Source organism: Sporosarcina sp. FSL W7-1349 (assembly GCF_038003045.1).
GTDB lineage: Bacteria > Bacillota > Bacilli > Bacillales_A > Planococcaceae > Sporosarcina.
Window position 1 is genome coordinate 499,132 of record NZ_JBBOOK010000001.1, and the last position, 26,336, is coordinate 525,467.

The window sequence follows — 26,336 nt, forward strand, 5'->3', positions numbered from 1 at the left end:
TATTTCAGAAAATGAGACTTTATCGCCGCAAATATAGATAAAAATGAAACCAACGGGCTTTTCATACGTATAAAGAGATATAATGGAACTAGAGAAAGAGGTGACAAACATCATGCGTAAATTCTTGGGAAATACGTTACTGCTCCTCTTCGTTTTATCCGCAATGGTTATACCTTTTTCCGGAACAGATGCTGCTGCGCAAAAAGTTTACAAAGTTCCGGTTCACAATGAGATTGAAAAGGGGCTTTACGCTTTCTTACAGCGCTCCTTCCAAGAGGCGGAGGAGGCGGGGGCGAACGCTATTTTCCTCGATCTCGATACACCAGGCGGCTTTACCGACGCGGCCGGGAAAATAGCCCAGCTGTTCGAAGTCACGGATATGCCGATTATCGCATTCATTGATAACGAAGCGTTATCTGCCGGGGCGTTTCTAGCCCTTCATGCGGACCGAATTTATATGGTGCCAACCGGGACGATGGGTGCATCGCAAGTCATTGAGTCTACGGGAAATGCGGCGGGCGCCAAAGCCCATAGTGCATGGGTTGCGAACATGATTAGCGCGGCAGAATCATCCGGACGGAACCCATTATATGCCGAAGCCATGGCGGAACCTAACATTGACTTGCCTAAATACCGGGCCGGTAAAGGGGACCTCTTGACACTTACGGCGAAGGAGGCGGAGGAAGTTCGATATAGTGATGGTACGGTCTCCACGTTTAAGGAGCTTTTGGAGGTGACAGGCTATGCGGATGCGGAAGTCGTTTCGACAAACGAAACGTTCGCGGAAAGCATCGCCCGCTTCGTCACAAATCCGATCGTCGTGCCCATTTTACTGTCTGTTGCTAGCCTGGGCATCGTGTTGGAACTGTATTCACCCGGGTTCGGAGTGCCAGGTATGATGGGTCTCGCGGCACTGTTCTTGTTTTTCTTCGGCCATCTAGTGGCAGGGCTTGCCGGTTATGAGACGATCATCCTCTTTATTATCGGGATTGGTCTTGTTATCGCCGAGTTTTTCTTGCCAGGCGGGATTGCAGGGATTATCGGCTCCCTTGCAATCATCGGAAGTATCATTATGGCTGGCGGCAATCCGCTTTACATGGGGATTTCGGTCTTGATTGCGATTGCTATCGCCGCCACAGGGATGGGGATCATTATGAAGTTTTTTGGAAAAAAACTGCATTTGCTGAACAAGATGGTGTTGATGGATGCTACGGACACGGAAAGCGGTTATGTATCCAACGTCAATCGGGTCGAATTGCTTGGAAAAGTTGCGAAGACGACGACGCCCCTCCGTCCAGCCGGTACAATCGAATTGGACGGGGAACGGATTGATGTCGTTTCGCAAGGAAGTTACATTGACCGTGGAAAAGATGTTATCATTGTGAAGGTTGAAGGTTCCCGTATCGTAGTGCGGGAAACCGATGAAAAGGGGGAAAATGAATAATGCCAGCAATTTTGGGAACTGGAAGTACGATTACGATCGTTGCCATCGCGTTCGTCGCGATCCTAGTTTTATCTGTATTTTTTACGTTAGTGCCCGTGACTCTCTGGATTTCCGCGATGGCCGCCGGAGTGCGCGTCAGTATCTTCACGCTCATCGGGATGAGACTCCGTCGGGTTATCCCAAGCCGGGTCGTAAATCCATTGATCAAAGCGCATAAGGCGGGTTTAAATGTAAGCATTAACCAACTAGAAAGCCACTACCTTGCCGGAGGGAATGTCGACCGGGTTGTCAATGCCTTGATCGCAGCCCACCGTGCAAACATTGAACTGACATTTGAACGTGCCGCCGCAATCGATCTTGCGGGTCGTGACGTTTTAGAAGCGGTGCAGATGTCCGTTAACCCGAAAGTCATCGAAACGCCATTCATTGCGGGCGTTGCAATGAACGGGATTGAGGTGAAAGCGAAGGCGCGGATCACCGTCCGTGCAAATATCGACCGTCTCGTCGGGGGAGCCGGGGAAGAGACTGTGGTCGCCCGTGTCGGGGAAGGGATCGTTTCTACTATTGGTTCATCGGTAGACCATGCCAAAGTACTGGAAAATCCCGATATGATTTCCCAGACGGTGCTTGCGAAAGGACTGGATTCAGGAACTGCTTTCGAAATTCTCTCTATCGATATTGCGGATGTTGATATCGGGAAGAATATCGGTGCGGAACTTCAAACAGAACAAGCGATGGCTGACAAGAACATTGCTCAAGCCAAAGCGGAAGAGCGTCGTGCGATGGCCGTCGCCAACGAACAGGAAATGAAAGCGAAAGTCCAAGAAATGCGTGCGAAAGTGGTCGGCGCCGAGGCGGAAGTTCCGCTTGCTATGGCGGAGGCACTCCGTACAGGCAATATCGGAATTATGGATTACATGAATTATAAAAATATCCAAGCCGATACAGGAATGCGTGACTCCATCAGTAAATTAGGCGGCGAAACACAAACGCCTAATGATAAAAAGCAATCGTAAGAACTGATGCTGTCCCGGAAAGGGGTTGTGTGAAATGGAAGGAATAGTTTTGCTCATCATTTCACTGATTATCGGATCGTTTTTCAATGGCAGCAAAAACAAGAAAGAGCCGCCTAAAACAGGTGCAAAACCTTTTACCGCTACGGGCAAGGTGGAACCGCCTGCCAAGGCAGATGACCCGCTGAAAAGGTTGAAAGACCTGTCTAGGGAGATGTACAAGGAAATTCAAAAGGAACTGCAGACGGAAGACGACGAGCCGCCTAGCCGGCAGACAGCGCCCAATCGGCCAAAAGAAGAACCGGCGCCGTCACCTCAAGTCGTTGTAGCGGAAGCTATGCCTGAACTTCCTCGCCGGATCCAGGAGTCCGTCATGGAAAAGCACCGAGGTCGACTTTCGGCGCATAGCAGCAACCCTAAGCCTGAGTTCCAATCGGAAAGCGCACATGATCTTTTCCCGCAAAGCGAACAGGATATTTTGAAAGGGATCATCTTTTCTGAAATTTTAGGTCCGCCAAAATCGAAACGGTAATCATCGACCCCCTATTCCTATCATAGATATGGATAGGGGGTTTTTATCTGATGAAAAAACTATTTAAAACCGGTGCATCCATTACAATTGAAGACTATACATCCTTGCATATCAACGGTCCTTTTCATTTGCGAAAGCTCGGCCCCGACTACGCAACCGTCCAATCCGGTGAGTATTTGATCACCGTCGAAGGGGAAGAAATGACGGTCGATGTCCTTTCCGAGGAAGTCGCCCTTTTCACTTTCAACGTAATCCGAAACGTACAGATGGTATTGGCCGATGAAACGGGGTCTTCCCATGTTTGATAAATGGTACCGCATCAAACTCACTGGAAAAGGGGACGTTGGAAAATTCCTTGCAGACCTGACCTCGAAAGGGATCCAAATCCGCTCCTTATCGATCGATCACCAAATCGCTACATTTCGGACGGACCGGAAAGGACTGGCCCAGCTACGGAAACATAGGAGAGCATTCCGCCTCAAATTCACCGTCACCGGCCCACAGCAGGACAGCGGCGCTAAACGTATTATCCTGACCCCGTTATTCCTGATTGCATGCGCCATTCCATTCGCCTGTTCCTTTTTTCTATGGACCGTGCAAGTGGAATCCGACCGGCCCGAAGTGGTCGACCGGATCGAGGCGAAGTTGGAAGCAGCATCGATCGTTCCGCTGCGTCCGTTGGCTTTGCTGCCTGAAGAAGGGGAGATTCGAAGAAGCCTCATGAAGAATGATCCTTCTCTCTCTTGGATCCGCTTCCGGAAGGTGGGGACCTCCTTGACTGTCATTCCAATGCTTTCGCCCCCTTCCAATCGAATCGATGAACCGGCAGGCCCGCCATCCAATCTTGTTGCTCGTACTGGAGGGGTCATCACCCGTTTCGAATTGGAAAAAGGGGAACGGGTGGGAAGGGTTCATCAAACGGTGAGAAAGGGTGATGTCCTGGCGACGGGTGTCTTGGAGCAAGGTTCCAAAACTGTCATCGTCGGTGCGGAAGGGGAAATCTATGCCGATTATTGGATGGAGTATCAATTCAGTATTCCAAGGACGATCACCTATCAAATGCAAGGGGAAGAAATTGTCGAACTTTCCTTCCGGGCGCCTTGGAAAAAAGAAGGGAAAGTAGATTTGGACAGCGGAGAGCGGACGTTTCCATGGCCGTTCATCCAGACAAAGCGATACACGAATGAACTCACCGGAAAACTTGTTTTAGAGGAGGGTATGGAGAAGAGTGTCATCTTGCCTTTATTGAAAAATAAGTTTTTATCGGCTCCTTCGTCAAAAGCGATCATAAAAGATGAAAAAATTTTGCACGTCTCATTCGATAATGATAAAGTTAGTGGGACCGTACTATTTTTAATCAATGATGATATCGCAACAAAAAGACCGATTTCCCAAGGAGACTGAAGCTATTGGATGAACAAATGACGCAACTCCATATCGAAGATCCGAACGAGGCTGTCATGCTTCTCGGAATTTCCGATCAGAATATGAAATTAATCGAAGAAGCTTTGGATTTATCCATCATGACACGGGGTGACACGATCTCCCTTGAAGGGCCGGAACAAAACCGCCTATTGGCCAAGGAACTCCTCGAACAACTGTTGAAAGTAATCCGACGAGGCATTAATATTAATCAACGCGACGTCGTTTCAGCTATCGAGATGGCGAAAGCCGGGACAATCGAGTATTTCTCAGAACTTTATGATGAAGAGATTGCAAGGAATACGAAAGGCAAAGCGATCCGGGCGAAAACGATCGGACAGCGGGAATACATTCAAGCAATCCGTCAAAAAGACCTAGTATTCTGCATCGGGCCGGCCGGAACAGGGAAGACCTATTTGGCTGTCGTCCTGGCTGTGCAGGCTATGAAAACCGGTTCTGTCAAGCGCATCATCTTGACCCGTCCGGCTGTGGAAGCGGGCGAAAGCCTCGGGTTCCTTCCAGGTGATCTGAAAGAAAAGGTGGACCCTTATTTGCGTCCTCTTTATGATGCGCTTCACGACGTATTAGGCGCTGAACATACGGACCGCCTCATTGAACGGGGAGTCATCGAAATCGCCCCGCTGGCCTACATGCGGGGAAGGACGCTGGATGATGCGTTTGTCATCCTTGATGAGGCCCAGAATACGACAAAGGCGCAGATGAAGATGTTCCTGACCCGGCTTGGATTTGGATCGAAGATGGTCATCACTGGCGATAAAACCCAAATCGATTTGCCAAGAGGAACCGTTTCAGGGTTGATTGAAGTGGAAACCATCTTACAAAATGTGTCCGATATCCATTTTCAATATTTGGAGCAGGGAGATGTCGTTCGGCATCCAATCGTCGCGAAAATCATTGCAGCATACGAAAAGGAGCAGTCGCAATCGTGACTGCTTTTTAAACATGCGGAACTGGACAAGCTTCTATTCTTGTAGAAGAATTTCGCTTGTCCTGGAACCTTTTGTGCATGGCTGCCGTAAACCATAATAAAGATGCGGGGGGATCGGGATGTTCGGTGCAATGAAAAAAGTGTTCAATACTCTTAAATTCGATGCTTTCCTATTATTTCTCGTCGGCCTCTCCACATTGCTTTTATACACTTTCATGTTCAGCAGTGTGAAGAACGAAACATACGAAGTGGAAGAGTTCAAAATTTCCCAACATACGATCCGGGCAACGAAGACGGTCGAGGATACGGTGAAAACGGAACAGGAAAGGCAGAGGGCCGCACAGGAAGTATCCGCTGTCTATCATTTCTCGGAAGAGGTCGCAAAAAACAGGCAGGCAATCGCAACTTCCATTTTCGACAGCTTGCTGGAAGTGAAAAATGAAAATGCTGCCCGGAATAAAGAATCCGGAAAGCCCGTCTTCACACAAAAGGAGCAAATAGCGGAAATCCGGAAAAAGTTGGCAAGCCTGAAGGAAGAAGAGCCGGATTTGAACCTGAATGATAATACCATTTCCAATTTATTGGCCTTGGATACGGAAGATATGGCGAAAACTCAGGATAAGCTTGTTTCGGTTATTGGAACCACCTTATCGAAACCGATCCGGACAGCTGATTTGGCATCCGCCCAGTATGAAGTGGAACGTCAGTTGAGGTTATCCGATTCGATTCCTCCATCTGTGCTACAAACGGTCATCACTTTAGCACGATCCTTGGTCGTTGAGACGGAGACGATTAATGAAACATTGACGGAGGCTAGGATCGAGCAGGCGAAGGCCGCAGTAGAGCCGACCCGTATTTTACAAGGACAAGTACTCGTTCGGGAAGGCCAATTGATCGACGGGGAAATCTATCGGCAACTGGAATTGACCGGCCTTCTGACGAATCAATCCTCGCTGAAGCCGTTGCTCGGACTTGGACTTTTCGTTCTGTTCGTATCTTCATTGATCTACTTGCATTTCAGTACATGGGTTGAAAATGCCAAGGTGAAGAAAAAAGCGTTATTGATCGTACTGACGGTCTTTTACCTATTAGTCATCCTTATGAAATTGATTGCGCTGATCGAGAAGGATTTTGATGTACTGGTCGCTTTCCTATTCCCGACCGCTTTAGCATCGATGCTCATCAAATTGTTGACGAATGAACGATTGGCTTTGATGATGACGTTTATTACCGCGGCAACAGCGGGAATTATGCTACAAGAAGGGTATGCCGCGCTCATTCAAATGGAGATTGCCCTATACATATTATTTAGCGGAATCGTTAGTTTATATTTGCTTGGGAATAGTGGAAGAAGATCGAGCATTTTAAGGACAAGTGTGGGAGTGGCGTGCTCCAATACGCTGTTCATCGCATTTTATCTGCTGATGACACAATCGACGTATGATCTGCCTGAATTGGTCTTTTACTTGATTGCCGCCATTTCATCAGGCATTTTGTCCGGAGCCTTGACGATCGGGCTCATGCCGTTTTTTGAATCGGCATTCGGCATCTTGTCGGATATGAAATTGATTGAATTGTCGAATCCGAATCATCCGTTATTGAAAAAAGTCCTTACCGAAACGCCAGGGACTTATCATCATAGTGTTATGGTCGCGAACTTGGCGGATGCTGCCTGTGAATCAATAGGCGCCAATGGACTGCTCGCGCGGGTCGGAAGTTATTATCATGATATCGGCAAAACGGTGCGTCCGGGCTATTTCATCGAAAATCAGCATGCCGGCCAGAACCCGCATGATCATTTGCCGCCTGAAAAAAGCCGGGATATTATCATCGCCCATGCTGAGGATGGCGCTAAAATGTTGGAAAAGCATAAGATGCCGGCGGAAATCATCGATATTGCGAGACAACATCACGGAACTAGTTTATTGAAATATTTCCTCGTGAAAGCGCAAACTGATGGAGAAGAGGTCAAGGAGGAAGAGTACCGGTATAAGGGGCCGAAGCCGCAAACAAAAGAAATTGCCATCATTTCGATTGCGGATAGTGTCGAAGCGGCAGTCCGTTCTATGAAAGAACCGACCCCTCAAAAGATTGCGGCTCTCGTGAAAGCGATTATCAATGATCGGCTGAACGATGGCCAATTCAACGAATGTGACCTATCCATGAAGGAATTGCGGAAGGTAGAAAAGGTCATTTGCGAAACGTTGAATGGAATATTCCACAACCGGATTGAATATCCGGAATGAAACGGAGATGGAGCTATGCTTGAACTGTTTTTTGAAGATGAAACCGGAATGGTGGATACGGAAATGGAGGAGCTGATCCGAAATTTGCTGAATCATGCAGCAGCAACAGAGCAATTGGAAGGGAGTCCTGAAGTTTCTATCACTTTTATGACCGATTCAGAAATTCAAAAAATTAATGCTGAATATCGGGGAAAAGACGTTCCCACAGATGTCATCTCGTTCGCACTCGAAGAGATGTCGGAAGGGGAAGTTGCCATCGTCGGGGAAAATCTGCCTACCGTTCTGGGCGACATTATCATTTCCGTGGAAACCGCCCAAAACCAGGCAGCTGAATATGGCCATGAGTTTAATCGTGAACTCGGATTTCTGGCGCTGCATGGGTTTTTACACCTCTTGGGCTACGACCATATGACCGAGGAAGAGGAGAAAGTGATGTTCGGTAAACAGAAGGAGATCCTTGATTCGTTCGGACTTGGAAGGTGAGGGATTCCGGATGCGGAATTTTTTCAAGTCATTCAGCTATGCGTGGAATGGCATTTATCTAGGAATCCGATCGGAACGAAATTTCAAATTCCATTTGTTCGCTGCGGGAGCGGTTATATTAGCAGGGATTAGGACAGGGCTGACGATGATGGAATGGTTCATTGTCAGTGTATTGATCGGCGGAATGCTTGCATTGGAGTTAATGAACACCGCTATCGAAAAAGTAGTCGATCTCGTCACGGAAGAGTATCATCAGTTGGCCAAGCAAGCCAAGGACTTAGCTGCGGGAGCCGTACTTATCTACGCAATCATCAGTGCTATTATCGGATTGCTCCTATTCGGATCAAAATGGCTCTATTAATGTAAAGTGGGGTGGAAGCATGGATATCGGAAAATTGGTAGAAGAATCGAAAAAAGCGCGGGAAAAGGCATATGTTCCCTATTCGAAATTTCCTGTAGGGGCAGCACTATTGACAGAGGACGGAACGGTTTACCACGGTTGCAACATCGAGAATTCAGCCTTCAGCATGACAAATTGCGCCGAGCGGACTGCTTTGTTCAAAGCGGTGTCGGAAGGAATCTACGCTTTCAAGGCGCTTGCCGTAATCGGCGATACGGAAGGACCAATTACGCCATGCGGAGCATGCCGGCAAGTGATTGCCGAGTTTTGTAGCGGCTCCATGCCGGTCTATTTGGCAAACCTGCAAGGGAACATCAAGGAAAAGACCGTAGCGGAGCTATTGCCCGGTGCTTTTTCCAAGGAGGATTTATCATATGCAGCAAGAGATTCAGAAGTTTAAATCGGGATTCATTTCCATCATTGGCCGTCCAAACGTCGGGAAATCGACATTCTTGAACCGCGTCGTAGGACAGAAGATCGCCATCATGAGCGACAAGCCCCAAACAACGCGGAATAAAGTGCAAGGGGTCGTGACATCGGATCATTCCCAGCTCGTTTTCATCGACACGCCGGGCATCCATAAACCGAAGCATAAGCTCGGTGACTTTATGATGAAGACGGCCCGCAACACACTGAAAGAAGTCGATGTCATCCTGTTCATGGTGAATGCGGATGAGCCGATCGGACGGGGGGACCGCTTCATTATTGAATTGTTGGAGAAGACGGAGACACCGGTCTTTCTCGTCATCAATAAAATCGACCTTGTCCATCCAGATGAGCTGTTGACGATCATCACTTCCTATACCGAAGAATACGACTTTGCGGAAATTGTCCCGATTTCCGCTATGAATGGCAACAACGTGGAACGGCTCCTCGAGACATTGACTTCCTATATGCCGGAAGGGCCTAAATATTACCCGGACGATCAAGTGACCGACCACCCGGAACGCTTCATCATTTCCGAGTTGATCCGGGAAAAGGTGCTCCACCTGACTCGCGAGGAAATTCCACACTCGATTGCTGTCGTCATCGAAAAAATCGAACGGGAAAAAGAGCGGGAAATTGTCAATATCAATGCGACAATCGTCGTCGACCGCGACTCTCAAAAAGGAATCGTCATCGGGAAGCGGGGGGCTTTATTAAAAGAAATCGGCACAAAGGCAAGGCATGATATTGAAATGCTGCTCGGGTCAAAAGTCTTTCTGGAGTTGTGGGTGAAAGTCCAGAAAGATTGGCGGAACAAACCGGGGCAGTTGCGGGAGTTCGGCTTCAAGGAAGACGAGTACTAAGCGAGCCGCAGCCGAAAGGGGGGATCGCCTTGTTGAATAAATGGGAAGGCATCGTCCTTCGCAGCATTCCGTACGGCGAATCGAACAAGATCGTGACCGTATTCACCCGGGAGGCGGGGAAGCTGACTGCGATGGCCAGAGGGGCGAAAAAGCCCGCCAGCCGTCTCGCGGGAATTACTCAGCCATTCATGGAGTGCTCATTTCTCATCCGGACGGGCAGGGGAATGGGCACCTTGGAGCAAGGGGAGCCGATCAACTCGATGCGCTTCATCCGGGAGGACTTGGAAGCGACGGCTTATGCGAGTTATATCGTTGAGCTGATCGACCGGTTGACGGAGGACCAGGAGAAGGTGGCAGGAGTCTATGGCTTGCTGTCGGAGGCGCTCCACGCCATCAATGAACAATACGATCCGGAAGCCATCTCCCTCTTTGTTGAATGGAAGATGCTTCCCGTGGCAGGAATCCACCCGGTTTTGCATCAATGCGCCAATTGCGGGGCGACGGAAGGGGAATTTGCGTTTTCCTTCCAGCAAATCGGCTTTCTATGCCATCGCTGCTTCGCTGTCGATCGCTATTTGATCCGTTTGACACCGACACAATTGCGATTGATCCGAACCTTTTACACCGTGCCGATCAACCGGTTAGGGAATCTGACGTTGAAGAAACCGACAAAGCAATTCATGAAAAAGATTGTCCGCACCATTTATGATGAACAAGTGGGCATCCGGCTCAAATCGAGGGCGTTTTTGGATCAGCTCGAGTCGACGCCGGAGTTGTTGCCGAAAAAGGAAGAACCGGAGGAAACAGGCGAGTAGCCATTTCCTCCGGTTCTTTTTATTAAAACTGTAGATGTTTTTCGATGTAAGCCTGTACTTCTTCAATCGGCATCCGGACTTGTTCCATCGAGTCGCGGTGACGGACGGTCACTTGGCGATCCTCTTCCGAATCAAAGTCATACGTGATGCAGAAAGGCGTCCCGATTTCATCTTGACGGCGATATCTTCTACCGATCGATTGGGAATCGTCGTACTGGACAGTGAAGTGCTTGGATAGTTCAGCATATACTGACTCAGCGCTCTCTGCAAGCTTCTTGGACAAAGGCAGGACTGCCGCTTTGACCGGTGCCAGGGCAGGGTGGAAACGGAGCACAGTACGCTTATCGTCGCCTTCCAGTTCTTCCTCGTCATACGCATCGCAAAGGAATGCCAACGTAACGCGGTCCGCACCAAGGGATGGTTCAATACAATACGGGACAAATTTTTCGTTCGTGACCGGATCTTGATAGTTGAAATCTTCGCCCGAGTATTCCATATGGCGGTTCAAGTCGAAATCCGTCCGATTGGCGATGCCCCATAGTTCACCCCAGCCGAATGGGAATTTGTATTCGATATCGACAGTTCCTTTTGAATAGTGGGAGAGCTCATCTTCGTTATGCTCACGCAGGCGCATATTATCTTCGCGCATGCCAAGGTTCAACAAGAACTGTTTGGAATAGTCGCGCCAGTATTCGTACCATTGCATATCTTCGCCCGGCTTGCAGAAGAATTCCAATTCCATTTGTTCAAATTCACGTGTACGGAATGTGAAGTTACCTGGCGTGATTTCATTTCGGAAGCTTTTTCCAATCTGTGCAATCCCGAACGGCAATTTCTTTCTCATCGACCGTTGGACATTTTTAAAATTGACGAAGATCCCTTGTGCCGTTTCTGGGCGAAGGAAGATTTGGTTCGCGGAAGAATCTGTCACCCCTTGCGAAGTTTTGAACATCAGATTGAACTGGCGAATTTCCGTGTAATCCATTGCACCGCAGCTTGGGCAGACTACGTCATGTTCCTTGATCAATTCTTCCATCTTTTCAAACGGCAGGCCGTCGACAACGACTTCCAACCCTTTTGCATCCAAGGCATTCTCGATCAACTTATCTGCACGGTGGCGTGTTTTACATTTTTTGCAATCGATCATCGGGTCATTGAAATTGCCGACGTGGCCGGATGCTTCCCAAACTTTGGAATTCATAAGGATAGCCGCATCAAGCCCGACATTGTACGGGGATTCCTGGATGAACTTTTTCCACCAAGCCCGTTTGATATTATTTTTCAATTCAATGCCGAGCGGACCATAATCCCATGTATTGGCCAGTCCGCCGTAGATTTCCGATCCTGGGAAGACAAATCCCCTTTGCTTCGCTAGATTGACTACTTGTTCCATTGACATCATGTAAAATCCCTCCAATTAAAATAAGCACCCATCCCCGGACAATTACGTCCGGGGACGAGTGCATGATGACCCGCGGTTCCACCCCGTTTGGCTGGAAAACCAGCCCACTTTAAAAAATTACATTGGCTCCAGGTTGCCGTTTCATGTCCTTACGGGCTTTCACTCTCCCCGTTCGCTGCTGGTGACATTACTTATAGACCCTTCTGCGCCTATTGAATTCTTTTTCAGTGTAGCATGGTTATCATTTCTTAGCAATAGTCGTACACATCGTATATAATAATCGAGGGAAGAATAGATCGGTTAGGACGGTGATTGCAATGGAACTGAATAAACGCCAGACGGAAATCCTGGAGATCGTCAAGATGGATGGTCCGATCACCGGCGAGCAAATTGCGGAACGATTGAACTTGGTGAGAGCCACCATCCGTCCTGATTTGGCAATTTTGACGATGGCGGGTTATTTGGACGCAAGGCCCCGGGTCGGCTATTTCTATTCCGGAAAGAAAACTGTCCAATCGGTAGCGGATAGCATGATCGGCATGAAGGTCGGCGACTTCCAATCGATTCCCGTTGTCGTTGCAGATACAGTCTCCGTCTATGATGCCATATGCCAAATGTTCCTAGAGGACGTCGGAACCTTATTCGTAATTGATAAATCATCCAATCTGTCGGGGGTCCTCTCCAGAAAGGATTTATTGCGTACTAGCTTAGGCAATAACGAACTCGAAAAAATTCCCGTCCATGTCATCATGACGAGGATGCCTAATATTACATACTGTAAAAAGCAAGATACGCTCCTATATGCTGCACAAAAGATGATAGATCAGCAGATTGATTCCCTTCCGGTAGTGATAGAGAAAGAGGAGGGACTCGAAGTCGTCGGCAGGATCACGAAAACAAACATTACTGCAGCCTTCCTATCTCTTGCGGAGGACCACGAATTATGAGGTGGATACTATGAGAAAGCTAACATTATTTATCATTTCCGATTCGGTCGGGGAAACTGCCGATCTAGTGGCGAAGGCGGCAGCGAGCCAGTTCAGCCAAGGGTTGGAAGCAGTTTCCATGAAGCGCTTCTCCCACGTGGAGGATGAAACACAGCTGGCAGAAATCGTTTATTTGGCAAGAGAGCAGAAAGCGATCATTATCTATACATTAGTGAAAAGCAGGATGCGTAAAATGTTGAAAAAAGAGTGTGAAACATCCGGGATCTGTTGCATCGACTTGCTCGGCCCCGTCGTCGATCGCATCGGCGAGGAGCTTGGTGAGCAGCCATTGGAAGAGCCGGGCCTTGTCCGTCAATTGGATGAAGACTATTTCAAGAAGATTGAAGCAATTGAGTTCGCAGTGAAATATGATGACGGTCGGGATCCTCGGGGAATTCTGCAGGCGGACATTGTACTGGTCGGAGTTTCCAGGACTTCCAAGACGCCTCTTTCGCAGTATTTGGCGCATAAACGGTTCAAAGTAGCGAATGTCCCGCTGGTGCCTGAAGTGGAGCCTCCCGCAGAGCTATTCAAAATTAGTCCCGAAAAATGTTTCGGACTCGTGACGACACCCGAAAAATTGAATTCCATCCGTAGGGAGAGGTTGATTGCCCTCGGATTGAAAGATGATGCAAACTATGCGCGGCTGGAACGGATAGAACAAGAGATCCGGTATTTCCGGGATGTTGTTGCGAAGCTCGGCTGTAAAGTCATCGATGTGACGAACCGGGCTGTGGAAGAAACGGCCAACGTCATTTTAAGTGAAATTGCCAAGCAAGGATAACAAGAAAAAAGAAGGACCGCCCGGGTGGGGTAGGTTCTTCTTTTACGGAGAAAATCTAAATATAATGGAGCGGGTTGCGGGATTTTTTAATTGAAATAGTGTAAAATAAGAGTTTCGGAGTGGAAATGAAAAAACTTTGTCGAAAACAAAGGATTTTTGAAAGAGATACAGAATTCAAGTAGGTAGAATGGAAAAGGATGATAGTATGACTAGAATCCCAGAAGAAACGATTGAGACGGTTCGGACAAAGACTGATATCGTAGACTTGATCGGCGAATATGTCCAACTGACCAAAAGAGGGAAGAACTGGTTTGGTCTATGTCCATTCCATGGAGAGAGCACACCATCATTTTCCGTTTCAGAAGAGAAGCAGCTGTTCCACTGTTTCGGATGTGGAGCAAGTGGAAATGCCATCACATTCGTAATGGACATTGAAAATAGCCCATTCACCGAAGCAGTATTGAAGTTGGCCGAACGGACTGGTGTTGAGATTGATTCGGGGCCTGCTGTTTCAGACAGGAACCCTTCCACCAGACAATCGGATGAACAACGGCAGATGATGGAGGCCCATTCGTTGGCAGCTTCCTTCTATAGTCATCTATTACTGAATACGGTAGAAGGGGAAGTTGCACTTGAATATCTCGAAAAAAGAGGTTTTTCAAGGGAGGATATTGAAAAATACGGTATCGGCTGGGCGTTGGATAATCCTGAAGCGTTGTCCGAACTGCTAAAACGAAAAGCCTTTGACATGAAAGAGATGGAACGTGCCGGGCTGTGTATTATGAAAGACGATGGGACAGGCTATTTTGACAGGTTTAGAGGACGTATCATGTTCCCGCTTCGTGACGATAATGGAAATGTTGTCGCTTTTTCGGGAAGGACACTTACATCTGACAAACAAGTCGCGAAATACCTCAATAGCCCCGAAACCCCTATCTTCGAAAAGAGCAGATTATTGTACAATTTTCACAATGCACGTCTTAATGTTCGGAAATCGGGTAAAGTAATAGTATTTGAAGGATTTATGGATACTTTATCCGCTGAACGGATTGGCGTTTCCAACAGTGTGGCTGTCATGGGAACGGCATTGTCCGATGCCCATATCGTCAAATTGAAAAGGATAGCAAAAGAGGTCCTTGTCTGCTGTGATGGGGACGATGCGGGCTGGACTGCAGCGAAACGGTTTGCCGATAGTTTACAGGCAAAAGGGATGAATGTCGAAATTGCATTGCTTCCAACAAATTTTGATCCGGATGATTATATTTCACAGCATGGCGGGCAAGCATTCATTGAAAAGGTGATTGGCAATCCGCAATCGTATATGTCTTTTATCATGGCCTTCGCAAAAAGGTCGAAGAATCTCACCTTTGAGAATGACATGCTTCAATATATTCACGAAGTTCTGAGCGAACTTGTGAGTCGGCCATCTCCTGTGGAACGGGATCTCTATATGAGACAGCTGTCGACAGAGACCGGTGTTTCCATGGAGGCGCTCGGCCAGCAGTTCACAAAGTTGAACGGAAGACAGGCTAGTGCAGCCAAAAAAGTTCAGGAGTCCGGCCCTCCGCCAAAGTTGGAAAATGGCAAAAGCCTGACGGCCACTGATCGGGCGGAACGCTTATTGCTTTGTCATCTTCTGAATGACGGAGTCTTATTTGACCGGGTCCGGGATGAATTTCCCGAGCTGTTCATCCAAGATGCCTATCAAGTGATTTTCATCCGATTGGCCGGATTTTATGAACAACACGGAAACCCTGATTTCCACAGATTCTCTGAATCATTGGAAGACCGTGACTTGCGGAAGGTCGTCTTGGAAGCGGCGATGGTGGAAAGGGATCCGGATTATAAAGAAGAAGAAATCGAGGACTGCATACAGCATTTGGTCCAACAGCGTATCAAGCTCTCGATTGAAGATAAATTAAATGAATCTAAAACAGCTGAAAAATTAAAGGATCATGGCCGGGCACTTGAGTTGGCCAGAGAAATCATTCAGCTCCGGAAATCATTATCGGCACATGGCCGGATTCCGGTGGACTAAGGAGGACGGGTAGTAATGAACAATAAAGAACAATCCGGCGAAATGGAAACTGAAATGACAATCGAAGAAGTGAAAGCCCAGTTGTTGGAAAACGGAAAGAAATCCGGAGAGCTGACACTTGACGAGGTGACTGAAAAATTATCCGCCTTCGAAATGGAACCGGAACAGTTCGAGGAATTCCTGGATCAAATCGAGGCGCAAGGGATCGAATTGGATGGCAAAGAAGACGAGGATGCCGTCGAAGGGGACGGGAAAGCCGGTGCCGAAGACACACAATTCGACTTGAATGATCTAAGTGTTCCGCCGGGAGTTAAAATTAACGATCCCGTCCGTATGTACTTGAAAGAAATCGGCCGTGTCAACCTTTTGACTGGAGCAGAAGAAGTGGAATTGGCCATCCGGATCAAGGAAGGGGACGAAGAGGCGAAAAAACGTCTCGCTGAAGCGAATCTACGTCTCGTCGTCAGTATCGCGAAACGGTATGTCGGGCGTGGGATGCTTTTCCTGGACTTGATTCAGGAAGGGAATATGGGCCTCATCAAAGCGGTGGAGAAATTCGACCATACGAAAGGTTTTAAATTCAGTACGTATGCGACATGGTGGATCCGCCAGGCTATCACACGGGCGATCGCAGATCAGGCGCGGACGATTCGTATTCCGGTCCATATGGTGGAGACGATCAATAAATTGATTCGTGTTCAACGGCAATTACTGCAAGACCTAGGGCGCGAACCGACACCGGAGGAAATCGGAGAGGAAATGGATCTTACAGCTGAAAAAGTACGTGAGATTCTGAAGATTGCTCAAGAACCGGTTTCCCTTGAAACGCCAATCGGGGAGGAAGATGATTCCCATCTTGGCGATTTCATCGAAGACTCCGAAGCGCAATCACCTTCCGACCATGCTGCGTATGAGTTGCTGAAAGAGCAATTGGAAGATGTCCTCGATACACTGACTGACCGGGAGGAGAATGTATTGCGCCTCCGCTTCGGCCTCGATGATGGCAGAACCCGGACGCTCGAGGAAGTGGGCAAGGTGTTCGGCGTCACGCGCGAGCGGATTCGCCAAATCGAAGCGAAAGCACTGCGCAAGCTTAGACATCCTTCCCGGAGCAAACGCTTGAAAGATTTCCTGGAATGAAATTGAAGTGCATCGGCCTCCTGTGCCGATGCACTTTATTGTTGCTTAACAAATTTTAAGTGCCAAGCCAGGGACGTTTCCGGCCAAGCTTCGGACGCCCGGCGCTTTTTTCTTGAATAAGGGGGGATGTTCAATGAGTGTGCAACGGAAAAAAATAATCATTTCGGAAATCAAGTATTGGAAGCAAAATAAATTATTGCCCGAGCATTACTGTGATTTTTTAATCACGTTATATGCTCAAGGAGAAGAAGTTCAGGAGGGAAAAGTTCCCGATGCTGTCTTAGTGAAGGAGAAGAAGAGTTTTACTAGGAAACTTGTTCTCATCCTGTTGGTAGGATTACTGGCGGGCAGCAGCATGTTTATCTTCGCCAGGTACCCCGTCGTAACCCTATCATCGGCAGCGGGTGTCACATTGCTGTTTTTATTATCGACTTTTCGAATTTCCAAGTTGGCGCCGTTTTTATACATAGTTTCCTCATTTCTCTTACTAATGATGTCACTGAAATTATGGTTGCTCTTCTTTGAAGGGCAGACAATGTTACTGATCGGTCTGCTTATGTTGAATTGTGTGCTTTGGCTGTATGCGGGAAAACTGCTGAAACTATTATATTTCACAATCTCTGGCAGTGTTGGATTGCTGTTAATCATAGGGTTTCTTCTCATAACCTATTAAAAAACTCACAATCTTTCAAATAACTCTGTGAAAGTCGTAACAAATTAGGTATAATCAAAATGTAAGCGTTACAATGTTCACAAAGGGGATGAAGAAATTGAATTTCGATTTGACACAAGAACAACAAATGATTAAGAACACGATCCGCGAATTTGCGGATGAGGTCGTTGCACCTGGGGCGATTGAGCGCGACCGTACAAAGGAGTTTCCTGTGGAAATCTTCAAACAGTTGGCTGATATGGGGATCATGGGATTGCCGTTTCCTGAAGAATATGGGGGAGCAGGAGCGGACACAATCAGTTTTGCCATTGTCACGGAGGAACTAAGCCGAGCGTGTGCTTCTACAGGAATCACCTATTCAGCCCATATCTCTTTGGGCGGGGCTCCTTTGAATCTTTTCGGGACACATGAGCAAAAACAGAAGTATTTAACACCGATTTGTACAGGTGAATCTTTCGGAGCATTCGGATTGACTGAACCGAATGCAGGATCGGATGCGGGGGGGACGCAGACGACCGCCAAGGAAGATGGGAATGATTTTGTCATCAACGGATCGAAGGCATTCATTACGAATGCCAGCTACGCAAAACATCTGGCTTTGACTGCCATCACAGGTATGGAAGGCAATAAGAAAGAAATCAGCGCAATCATCGTTCCGACGGATGCGGAAGGTTTCACGGTGCTGGATAACTATGAAAAAATGGGCTTAAACGCTTCCAATACAACAGAACTATTCCTTGAAAATGTAAGAGTACCGCAAGAAAACTTGCTAGGAGAACGCGGAAAAGGATTCCATCAATTCCTCGTCACGTTGGATGGAGGACGAATCGGAATCGGGGCGATGGCTGTCGGAATCGCTCAAGCCGCTTTCGAAAAGGCGAAAAGCTACGCGAAGGAACGGAAACAATTCGGTAAAGCTTTGTCCGAGTTCCAAGTAACGCAATTCAAACTGGCAGATATGGCATTAAAGATCGAACTGGCGCGGAATATGGTGTATAAAGCATCATGGTTGAAAGACCAAGGCCGACCATTTTCCAAAGAAGCGGCGATGTGTAAATTGTACGCATCGGAAATTGCGATGGAAGTTGCGGATCAAGCGATTCAAATCCATGGCGGATACGGCTATATGAAAGAATATGAAGTCGAACGATTCATGCGTGATGCAAAATTGCTGGAGATTGGTGAAGGAACTTCCGAGGTCCAGCGCATGGTCATCTCAAGATTAATCGGCTAACTCACAGGCATGACTACTGTTTCAATAGTATACAGGCTGGACAGATAAGGCGACTTGCCCCTGTCCAGCCTGTTATTATGTCCTATACCATTATTTTTAGGAAGTAGGTATTGATAAAAGAAATTCTTCGTGAAATGGGACTGATTGCCAGGGCGTTGGTCTTGATCAGCAATACCTTTTGCAGGGGGAAGAAGAACGATACGACTGGATCATGACCAACATTCTCGATTAACTCTTGAAAAGTCAGATAAATGCGTATACTGTAAGATGTTATTTCATTCAAATGAAAAAATAGGATTTCAGGACTTCCTATTCCTTTACTGGAAAATTATGATTCCCCTGAAATGGGGCATCGCCGTAAATTGTTTGACCGGCACCCAAACAGATTTTTCTTTCATTACATAATTTTTTAAGCAGACTCCTATATAAAAAAATTTGTCGAATTTGTCACAAAGGGAGAAAAGATGATCGATAACACTTTCAGTTTTCTGTCGGATACAGTACAATAATAGTTGTGAACTGTATCCAGTACAGAAATAGATCCTGTTAAAGGAGGGTAATTAATTCGATGAGTAAAAATCCAGTAGTACCTTATTTTCTGATTTTTGCGCTAGGACTCGGTCTTATTTTCTTCATGTCACTCTACGGACTTGACCAAAAAGAGGAAATCGCGAAACAGAACGAAGAAGGCGAAGGAACGGAAGAAGTGGCAACCACGGAGGACTTTGACGCGGAAGCTGTCGCACAACAGAAATGTATCGGCTGTCACGGTGGAGACTTGACAGGTGGTATGGGCGGTGCTGCACCTTCCCTAGTCGGTTTGGATCTACCTAAAGAAGATATCGTAGATGTCCTTCATAACGGGAAAGGCGCAATGCCTCCAAATACAGTGCCAGGTGCAGATGCTGAAGTAATGGCGGACTATATTTTATCACTTCAATAATGACCCATGGAAAAGCTGTCAGTACGCAGAAACTCTCTGCTGCCTGACGGTTTTTTCTATTATCCGAGTGAAACATTCTTTCAGGGAATTTGGTCGGTTTGAAGCACTTTCATTCCGTCCTTCTCTTTTGTTTTTTCAGCAGCGGTAACGTACAATCAGGACTGTGAAAGGTGGAGGTTTATTGAACACGGAACAATTGTCGGATCGACTGGCATCTGTCGCCTCTTTTGTACCAGATGGGGCGTTCATTGCCGATATAGGCAGCGATCATGCGTATCTGCCTTGTTTTTTGGTCAAGTCGGGTAAAGTGAAGAAGGCGATTGCAGGGGAAGTGGTAAAGGGCCCTTATGAATCGGCTGTCCGGAACGTTCAGCGGGAGGGATTGACCGAGGCGATCACGGTCCGGATGGCGGACGGGCTGTCCGCTGTCCGTGAAGAGGATGGAGTCGACGTCATCACCATAGCCGGCATGGGCGGGCCACTTATCGTTTCCATATTGGAAAAAGGGTTGGAAGCACTTTCGACAGTCCGCCGAATCGTCGCCCAGCCGAACATCAATGCGAAAGTGATCCGGGAGTGGGCGGTTGCCAATGGTTGGTTCATTGTAGACGAAGCAATCGTAAAAGAAGATGGGAAGATTTACGAAGTCCTTGTTTTGGATAGAGGGAACGCTTCCTACGATGAAACGGAACTATTGGTCGGGCCCTTTCTGCTAAAGAAGAAGCCGGAAGCCTTCATCGAGAAATGGACACGTGAAGTTCAAGAGTGGACACGGGTGCTCCAATCTCTGGAATCCGCAGAAGAGACAGAGTCGATCCAATCCAAAAAAGCTCAATTGAAAAGACAGATTGAACTGATCGGAAAGGTGTTGTCGACATGAAACAAGTGAATGGATATGAGATTATTACGCTATTTGAAACATGGTCACCCAAACGGTTTGCGATGGAAGGCGATCCGGTCGGGCTGCATATCGGCCAACTGAACCGGCTTGTCCAAAAAGTTTTGGTCACTTTGGATGTGAATGAACAAGTGGTGGATGAAGCGATCGAACAAGGGGCCAATTTGATCATTGCGCATCATCCGCCGCTGTTCCGACCTGTTAAAACGATTTGGACGGACACTCCTCAAGGCCGGATGATAGAAAAATGTATTAAACATGACGTTTCGGTCTATGCAGCGCATACGAATTTGGATGTCGCTCCTGGCGGGGTGAATGATATGCTCGCTTCAAAACTGGGCTTGGTTGGTACAGAAGTGATGGAGCCGACGATTTCCGATCCGCTTTATAAACTAGCCGTATTTTGCCCCGATAGCCATGCGGATAAACTACGAGAAGCTTTGGCACAGGCGGGGGCTGGAGCAATCGGTGATTATGCCGGATGCAGTTTCACTTCGATGGGGATTGGCCGGTTCACTCCAGCGGAAGGGGCGGATCCTTTCATTGGGGAAGTCGGCAAAGGCGAAGAAGTGGAAGAACAGCGCATCGAGGTCGTCATGCCCGGACCGCTACGGACGAAAGTATTGAAGGCGATGCTGGCAGCCCATCCATATGAAGAGCCGGCATATGATTTTTTCGTGCTTGATCAGCGGACGAATGAATACGGCTTGGGCCGGGTCGGAAAATTACAGCAACCGATGAGCTTGGAGCAATTTACCCAACATGTTAAAGCTTCTTTGCAAGTGCCGATGGTTCGTTTCGTTGGCGAACTGGATAAAAAGATTGAAAAGGTTGCGGTGCTTGGTGGGGATGGAAACAAATACATCTATGCAGCCAAGCGGAAAGGGGCCGATGCTCTGGTGACCGGCGATCTGTATTACCATGTGGCCCATGATGCAGAGTCGATGGGCTTGGCAGTAGTGGACCCGGGGCATAATGTCGAGAAAGTGATGATCGAGGGAGTCGCGGAATATATGCGGGCTGCCTGCGAACAAGCAGGTTATGCAGTAGAATTCCTCCAATCCCGAATTAGTACGGAGCCATTTCGGTTCATTTGAATCAAGGCTTTCCCGTAATAAATGAAAAAAACCGGCCTCCTCAGAAGGAATGCCGGTTTTTTGGCTATATTATGATGTTGCGTATGGTTCGATCCGTTTGACAGGTGTCGGATTTTTAATCTTCGGAAGGATTCTTTCCAATTGGAATTTCCGCTCCGGTACATGAGTGGCCGGATCTTCCGGGTCGAATGCTTCCAGGAAACCGATCACTTCGCGGACAATCAATGTCGGGGTGGATGCACCCGCCGTGACGGCGACCGTTTCCACACCTTTCAGCCAGCTGATTTCGATTTCAGATACATCCGATATGCGGTAGGAAGGGGTATTGGCGATTTCGACGGACACTTGTGTCAATCGATTGGAGTTATTGCTTTTCGGGTCGCCAACCACCAACAGGAGATCCGCCTCGCCCGCTTGCTCCGCCACTGCTTCCTGACGCACTTGGGTTGCAAGGCAAATTTCTTTATGCGCTTCAATATGTGGGAATTTCTCTTGCAATGCTTCCATGAGGTGAGCAACGTCCCACTGACTCATCGTAGTCTGGTTCGTGACTAGGAGTTTGTCATTTTCAATTGTTAGCTGCTCGATGTCTTTCATCGATTCAACGAGATGCACTGCGTGCGGGGCAACTCCGATGGCTCCTTCCGGCTCGGGATGATATTTCTTCCCGATATAGATGATATCGTATCCTTCTGCCGTCTTCTCTTCAATCAGATCATGCGTGCTTGTCACATCAGGGCAGGTGGCGTCAATCGCGACAAGCCCTTTTCGTTTTGCCAACTCGCGCACTTCCGGGGACACGCCATGCGCCGTGAAAATGACCGTTCCGGATTCCACTTTCTCAAGAATCTCCAAACGGTTCTCCCCATCTAATGTAATGATGCCATCTTGTTCAAAGGCATCCGTCACGTGTTTATTATGAACAATCATTCCCAAAATATAGATGGGTCTTGGCAGTGTCTTGTCAAGTGCCGCATTTCTCGCGATCACCATAGCATCCACTACACCGTAACAATACCCTCTCGGGGAAATCTTCAACACTTTCACTCGATTCACTCCTCTGATAGGACCTGCCCACCATTATACCTGAGTTTCGGCTGATATTCAAAGGTTGCCGACCTGAACTACGCTATGCTCTGTTTGTTCTAAGACTTTACGTTTTCGGCTGCCGCATTCCCCTTTTCAGGCTGAATGACCCGATAGGGGATAGGGGATGATAAGACGATGGAAGTCGTCAAAGACCCGTATGGAATCAATCGGTCAATCAGCAGACTCATGCTGGACATGTTGGAAACCGCTGCCTTAAGAACATAGTTTGTCGTACCTGTGACCCGATGACACTCGATGACAGCGTTTTCATTTTTCATAATTTCTTCGAACTCATGCGGCGTCCTTTTCAGTTCACTCACCTGAATGAACAACAGGATGTCCAAGCCGACCGCGGGTAAGGAGACCCGTGCAGTGAACTCTTCAATAATGCCTCTTTCTTGTAATCGTTGGAGCCGTTCAGAAACACTCGGTCGGCTGAGTACCAATTGCTTGGATAACTCACTGATTGTGACGCGGCTGTTCATTTGCAGTAATTCCAACAGTTTGATGTCTAATTCATCCAATCCCAACACCTCTTTCAAATTGAAGGGGAAAAATGTGAATCCTATTCAAAAGTATGGTCTTCTTTTGAAAACGCATATTTTTTGATATTCACTTTAATTCTATACTATTCTATTATTAAATCAAAGGGGAAAACGCATATTTGATTGATAATTTGAAGGAGCTGTGCAAATTCTATATGTAAAATGAATTGAAATGCTGGTTAGTACCATGTAAAATGATTATGCCTTGTTATCTGATTATGTATTTGGAATTAAATGTAAGCGATTTCAGTATTTGCTGAAACGGTTGTTTTCCGTTTATGGCGAAGGTTGGGAAATGGAGATTTGTATAATGAACACAACTGATCAATGGACATCTAAGTTAGGCTTTATCTTGGCGGCGGCAGGCTCCGCTATTGGTTTGGGGGCAATCTGGAAGTTCCCGTACGTTGCCGGTACTAGCGGCGGCGGCGCGTTTTTAATGATTTTCCTGCTTTTCACATTATTGCTAGGTCTACCCCTATTGATGGCTGAGTTTGTCATCGGTCGGAGTACGCAGAAGGACGCTATTGACTCTTATAAAGAAATCGCACCGGGATCATCTTGGCATTTAATCGGTAGGCTTGGAATCGTTACATGTTTCATCCTCCTATCGTTCTATAGCGTGGTAGGCGGCTGGGTCCTCATTTATATCTTCAAAGCAGCGACCGGCGGTTTGAGCGGTTTGTCACAAGCCGAGTACGGTGAGTTGTTTGGGGGCATCGTTTCCGACCCTTATATCAGTGTCGGTGCACAACTTATTTTCATGGTTATGACGACATTCGTCATCGCAAAAGGGGTTACGAGCGGGATTGAGAAAGCAAGCAAATATATGATGCCCGCCTTGTTCATCCTATTCATCATCCTGGCGATCCGCTCGTTCACATTGGATGGGGCCATGGCAGGGGTGAGCTTCTTCTTGAAGCCGGACTTCGGGAATGTTACTTCTGAAACGATTCTATTCGCGATGGGCCAGTCATTCTTCGCTCTCAGCATCGGGGTTTCGGTCATGGTGACGTATAGTTCCTATCTCTCCAAGAAGGAGAGTCTGCCGCAATCCGCAATATCAATCGTTCTTATGAACTTGCTCGTAGCTGTGCTGGCCGGGTTGGTTATTTTCCCAGCAGTGTTTGCATTCGGGCTGGAGCCGGACGCAGGCCCGACTCTCTTGTTCAATGTGTTGCCGACCATCTTCGGTCAGCTTCCGTTTGGGATCCTGTTCTTCCTGGCTTTTCTTATCCTGTTCTTGTTCGCCGCATTGACTTCAGCATTTTCGATGCTTGAGATCATCGTGGCAGCGACTGCAAAAGGGGACGAGGCAAAACGGAAGAAATACGCATGGCTGATCGGAGCGGGGATCTTTATCGTCGGCGTGCCGTCCGCATTGTCTTACGGAGTGCTTTCCGATTTGACCATATTTGGCAAGATCATCTTTGACGCATTCGACTTCCTGGTCAGCAACATCCTTATGCCACTCGGCGCATTGCTGATCGCCATTTTCGTACCGCTGAAAATGCCGAAGGAAAGGCTCTATGAGGAGTTGAAATCGGGCTCCAACATTGGCAGGAAGCTGTTTTCCGCATGGTTCCTATTGCTGCGTTATCTAGCACCGATTGCAATCATCATCGTATTCGCAGATGTTCTCGGGTTGCTGAACTTTTTGAAGAACTGATGGCAGCCGGGCACTTCATATGACCTTCCGGGGTTGAATAAAATAATATGGCACGTTGAGGAATCGGAATTAATTAAATGAAGGAGGAAATTGAAATGGTAACTTTGGAACAATCTTTGAAAAATGAAAATGCAAGCGTTCTCGATAAAATGGTGGAGCATGAACAGGTTCTGTTCTGCAACGACAAAGCGACAGGACTACAGGCAATCATCGCGATTCATGATACGACGATGGGACCTGCGCTCGGCGGATGCCGCATGGCGCCGTATAAGACGATGGATGATGCCTTGAAAGACGTCCTTCGCCTGTCTAAAGGGATGACATATAAATGTGCTGCGGCAGACGTGGACTTCGGCGGCGGTAAATCAGTCATCATCGGTGACCCGCTAAAAGACAAAACGCCGGAGAAATTCCGAGCATTTGGTCAATTCATTGACTCCTTGAACGGGCGTTTCTATACAGGAACCGATATGGGTACGACGCTTGATGATTTTGTGCAGGCGATGAAGGAAACGGATTATATTGCAGGTAAGCCTGTCGAGTTCGGTGGCGGCGGAGACTCTTCTATCCCAACCGCACTTGGTGTCGTCTATGGTGTCAAAGCGACGAGCAAAGCGATTTTCGGCGATGACAAACTAGAAGGGAAGACTTTCACAATCCAAGGTCTTGGAAAAGTCGGTTACAAAGTGGCGGAGCACATTCTGAACGAGGGCGGAAATATCATCGTGACGGATATTAATGAAAAAGCACTCGAAGATATTCAGACACTCGGAGGAAGCTCCGTGAAAGTTGTTGCAAGCGATGATATCTACAGCCAAGATGCGGACATCTTCATCCCGTGTGCTTTCGGCGGCATCATTAATGACAACACGATCGATGTATTGAAAGTGCGGGGTATCTCTGGTTCCGCAAACAACCAATTGGCGGAAAGCCGACATGGTTCGGTACTGCGTGAAAGAGGAATCCTGTATGCGCCGGATTATATCGTCAACGGCGGTGGCTTGATTCAAGTGGCGGACGAATTGTATGGAGCGAATCCGGCACGTGTGCTCGCTAAGACAGAAAACATCTATAATTCTTTGTTGGAAGTGTTCAAACAAGCGGAGCAAGATCAAATCACGACAGCGACAGCGGCGGACCGGATGTGTGAAAAACGGATTGCGGATGCGAAAAACCGCAATAGCTTCTTCTCCCAGGCGAAACGACCAAAATGGAATTTCAGCCATCAAAAATAATAATGAGGTG

26 protein-coding genes are annotated in these 26,336 nt (G+C 47.6%); 23 read left to right on the forward strand and 3 right to left on the reverse strand.

The window, feature by feature from the left end; all coding sequences use genetic code 11:
• Nucleotides 1–112: 112 nt before the first annotated feature.
• From MKY41_RS02435 to recO, 12 genes are all read left to right on the forward strand, one after another.
• Complete coding sequence (locus tag MKY41_RS02435) at nt 113–1,444, forward strand: NfeD family protein (protein ID WP_340743533.1); 1,332 nt, start codon at nt 113–115, stop codon at nt 1,442–1,444.
• A complete protein-coding gene (gene floA / locus MKY41_RS02440) occupies nt 1,444–2,460 on the forward strand; it encodes a flotillin-like protein FloA (protein ID WP_041075221.1) in 1,017 nt (338 codons plus the stop codon). The genes MKY41_RS02435 and floA overlap by 1 nt, the downstream gene beginning before the upstream one ends.
• A gap of 34 nt (nt 2,461–2,494) precedes the next feature.
• Nucleotides 2,495–2,989, forward strand: coding sequence for a hypothetical protein (locus MKY41_RS02445; RefSeq protein WP_340743534.1), 495 nt, complete (start codon nt 2,495–2,497; stop codon nt 2,987–2,989).
• 50 nt (nt 2,990–3,039) lie between these two features.
• Nucleotides 3,040–3,294, forward strand: a complete 255-nt coding sequence (locus tag MKY41_RS02450; RefSeq protein ID WP_340743535.1) for a hypothetical protein — start codon at nt 3,040–3,042, stop codon at nt 3,292–3,294.
• A complete protein-coding gene (locus tag MKY41_RS02455) occupies nt 3,287–4,393 on the forward strand; it encodes a sporulation protein YqfD (protein WP_340743536.1) in 1,107 nt (368 codons plus the stop codon). Before MKY41_RS02450 ends, MKY41_RS02455 begins: the two co-directional genes overlap by 8 nt.
• A gap of 5 nt (nt 4,394–4,398) precedes the next feature.
• Nucleotides 4,399–5,361 carry a PhoH family protein gene (locus MKY41_RS02460; RefSeq protein ID WP_340743537.1) on the forward strand — a complete coding sequence of 321 codons (963 nt, stop codon included), beginning with the start codon at nt 4,399–4,401 and terminating at the stop codon, nt 5,359–5,361.
• A 118-nt stretch (nt 5,362–5,479) separates the two neighbouring features.
• The gene (locus tag MKY41_RS02465) at nt 5,480–7,606 is read left to right on the forward strand and encodes an HD family phosphohydrolase (protein WP_340743538.1); all 2,127 of its coding nucleotides are present in this window, start codon (nt 5,480–5,482) and stop codon (nt 7,604–7,606) included.
• Between the two features lie 15 nt (nt 7,607–7,621).
• On the forward strand, nt 7,622–8,089 hold the full coding sequence (gene ybeY, locus MKY41_RS02470) for an rRNA maturation RNase YbeY (RefSeq protein WP_340743539.1): 468 nt from the start codon (nt 7,622–7,624) through the stop codon (nt 8,087–8,089).
• Nucleotides 8,090–8,099: 10 nt separating this feature from the next.
• A complete protein-coding gene (locus MKY41_RS02475; RefSeq protein ID WP_340743540.1) occupies nt 8,100–8,450 on the forward strand; it encodes a diacylglycerol kinase family protein in 351 nt (116 codons plus the stop codon).
• Nucleotides 8,451–8,469: 19 nt separating this feature from the next.
• Nucleotides 8,470–8,889, forward strand: coding sequence for a cytidine deaminase (locus MKY41_RS02480; RefSeq protein WP_340743541.1), 420 nt, complete (start codon nt 8,470–8,472; stop codon nt 8,887–8,889).
• A complete protein-coding gene (gene era / locus MKY41_RS02485) occupies nt 8,864–9,778 on the forward strand; it encodes a GTPase Era (protein WP_340743542.1) in 915 nt (304 codons plus the stop codon). Before MKY41_RS02480 ends, era begins: the two co-directional genes overlap by 26 nt.
• 29 nt (nt 9,779–9,807) lie before the next feature.
• Nucleotides 9,808–10,593: a DNA repair protein RecO gene (gene recO, locus MKY41_RS02490; protein ID WP_340743543.1), complete on the forward strand. Its 786-nt coding sequence runs from the start codon at nt 9,808–9,810 to the stop codon at nt 10,591–10,593.
• A gap of 22 nt (nt 10,594–10,615) precedes the next feature.
• Here recO and MKY41_RS02495 read toward each other — a convergent pair whose 3' ends face one another.
• Nucleotides 10,616–11,995, reverse strand: coding sequence for a glycine--tRNA ligase (locus MKY41_RS02495; protein ID WP_340743544.1), 1,380 nt, complete (start codon nt 11,993–11,995; stop codon nt 10,616–10,618).
• A 317-nt stretch (nt 11,996–12,312) separates the two neighbouring features.
• Here MKY41_RS02495 and MKY41_RS02500 point away from each other — a divergent pair, with 317 nt between their 5' ends.
• From MKY41_RS02500 to MKY41_RS02540, 9 genes are all read left to right on the forward strand, one after another.
• Entirely contained in the window at nt 12,313–12,942 is a 630-nt protein-coding gene (locus MKY41_RS02500) for a helix-turn-helix transcriptional regulator (protein WP_340743545.1), read from the forward strand.
• Between the two features lie 10 nt (nt 12,943–12,952).
• A complete protein-coding gene (locus tag MKY41_RS02505; RefSeq protein WP_340743546.1) occupies nt 12,953–13,765 on the forward strand; it encodes a pyruvate, water dikinase regulatory protein in 813 nt (270 codons plus the stop codon).
• Nucleotides 13,766–13,970: 205 nt separating this feature from the next.
• A complete protein-coding gene (gene dnaG, locus MKY41_RS02510) occupies nt 13,971–15,803 on the forward strand; it encodes a DNA primase (RefSeq protein ID WP_340743547.1) in 1,833 nt (610 codons plus the stop codon).
• A 15-nt stretch (nt 15,804–15,818) separates the two neighbouring features.
• On the forward strand, nt 15,819–16,943 hold the full coding sequence (rpoD, locus tag MKY41_RS02515) for an RNA polymerase sigma factor RpoD (protein WP_340743548.1): 1,125 nt from the start codon (nt 15,819–15,821) through the stop codon (nt 16,941–16,943).
• Nucleotides 16,944–17,076: 133 nt separating this feature from the next.
• Nucleotides 17,077–17,616 (forward strand): hypothetical protein, encoded by a 540-nt coding sequence (locus tag MKY41_RS02520; protein WP_340743549.1) that lies wholly within the window; start codon nt 17,077–17,079, stop codon nt 17,614–17,616.
• Nucleotides 17,617–17,713: 97 nt separating this feature from the next.
• A complete protein-coding gene (locus MKY41_RS02525) occupies nt 17,714–18,850 on the forward strand; it encodes an acyl-CoA dehydrogenase family protein (RefSeq protein WP_340743550.1) in 1,137 nt (378 codons plus the stop codon).
• A 568-nt stretch (nt 18,851–19,418) separates the two neighbouring features.
• Nucleotides 19,419–19,793 (forward strand): cytochrome c550, encoded by a 375-nt coding sequence (cccA, locus tag MKY41_RS02530; RefSeq protein ID WP_340743551.1) that lies wholly within the window; start codon nt 19,419–19,421, stop codon nt 19,791–19,793.
• Between the two features lie 181 nt (nt 19,794–19,974).
• On the forward strand, nt 19,975–20,673 hold the full coding sequence (locus MKY41_RS02535; RefSeq protein WP_340743552.1) for a tRNA (adenine(22)-N(1))-methyltransferase: 699 nt from the start codon (nt 19,975–19,977) through the stop codon (nt 20,671–20,673).
• Entirely contained in the window at nt 20,670–21,788 is a 1,119-nt protein-coding gene (locus MKY41_RS02540) for a Nif3-like dinuclear metal center hexameric protein (RefSeq protein ID WP_340743553.1), read from the forward strand. The genes MKY41_RS02535 and MKY41_RS02540 overlap by 4 nt, the downstream gene beginning before the upstream one ends.
• A gap of 69 nt (nt 21,789–21,857) precedes the next feature.
• Here the strand turns inward: MKY41_RS02540 and MKY41_RS02545 are convergent, their stop codons facing one another.
• Together MKY41_RS02545 and MKY41_RS02550 are read right to left on the reverse strand one after the other, a co-directional pair.
• Entirely contained in the window at nt 21,858–22,835 is a 978-nt protein-coding gene (locus MKY41_RS02545) for a 4-hydroxy-3-methylbut-2-enyl diphosphate reductase (protein WP_340743554.1), read from the reverse strand.
• A 98-nt stretch (nt 22,836–22,933) separates the two neighbouring features.
• Nucleotides 22,934–23,419: an Lrp/AsnC family transcriptional regulator gene (locus tag MKY41_RS02550; protein ID WP_340743555.1), complete on the reverse strand. Its 486-nt coding sequence runs from the start codon at nt 23,417–23,419 to the stop codon at nt 22,934–22,936.
• A gap of 313 nt (nt 23,420–23,732) precedes the next feature.
• Between MKY41_RS02550 and MKY41_RS02555 the strand changes: the two genes are divergently transcribed.
• Together MKY41_RS02555 and MKY41_RS02560 are read left to right on the forward strand one after the other, a co-directional pair.
• A complete protein-coding gene (locus MKY41_RS02555) occupies nt 23,733–25,091 on the forward strand; it encodes a sodium-dependent transporter (protein ID WP_340743556.1) in 1,359 nt (452 codons plus the stop codon).
• A 95-nt stretch (nt 25,092–25,186) separates the two neighbouring features.
• Complete coding sequence (locus MKY41_RS02560) at nt 25,187–26,326, forward strand: Glu/Leu/Phe/Val dehydrogenase dimerization domain-containing protein (protein WP_340743557.1); 1,140 nt, start codon at nt 25,187–25,189, stop codon at nt 26,324–26,326.
• Nucleotides 26,327–26,336: the final 10 nt, after the last annotated feature.